This is a genomic window from Streptococcus sp. 27098_8_103 (genome assembly GCF_041432345.1).
Taxonomy (GTDB): domain Bacteria; phylum Bacillota; class Bacilli; order Lactobacillales; family Streptococcaceae; genus Streptococcus; species Streptococcus mitis_BV.
In genome coordinates this window covers 1-811 of sequence record NZ_JAPVZK010000063.1, presented here as the reverse complement: position 1 = coordinate 811, position 811 = coordinate 1, and the positions used below count along the sequence as shown (strand labels likewise).

Below are 811 nucleotides of genomic sequence, written 5' to 3'. Positions count from 1 at the left end.
GACGAAAAGGAGCAAGAAGAAAAACGGAAATTGTTCAAGGACTGGTAACAGAGTTTTCTTTAGATATCCTTCTAAAGATTATTAAGCTTGCCCGTTCAACCTATTATTACCACTTAAAACAGCTGCATCAAAGCGATAAAGATTATGATATTAAAGCTGAAATTCAGTCAATTTATACTGAGCATAAAGGAAATTATGGCTATCGTCGCATGACTCTAGAATTACGAAATCGTGGCTTCGTAGTGAACCATAAGAAGGTGCAGCGTCTGATGAAAGTACTTGGTTTAACGGCTCGAATTCGCCGTAAACGGAAGTATTCTTCATACCAAGGAGAGGTTGGCAAGAAAGCAGATAATCTTATTCAACGTCAATTTGAAGCAACCAAACCAATGCAAAAGTGCTACACAGATGTGACAGAATTTGCCATTCCAGCAAGTAGCCAAAAGCTTTATTTATCACCAGTTTTAGATGGCTTTAACAGCGAAATTATCTCCTACAATATTTCTACTTCGCCGAACTTAGTACAAATGAAAGCTATGCTAGAACAAGCCTTTACAGAGAACCATTACGAAAATACAATTCTCCATAGTGACCAAGGATGGCAATACCAACACGATTTCTATCATCATTTTTTAAAGAATAAGGGAATCCAACCATCTATGTCACGTAAGGGAAATAGTCCAGATAACGGTATGATGGAATCTTTCTTTGGCATTCTTAAGTCTGAAATGTTTTATGGTTATGAGAATACGTTTCAGTCACTTGAACACTTGGAACAAGCTATTGTAGACTATATTGATTACTACAACAA

1 protein-coding gene is annotated in these 811 nt (G+C 36.6%); it reads left to right on the top strand.

Going from position 1 to position 811, the window contains the following annotated elements:
• Positions 1-811: IS3 family transposase (locus tag O3599_RS09900; RefSeq protein ID WP_371512745.1), on the top strand; the 811-nt coding region annotated here is incomplete at both ends.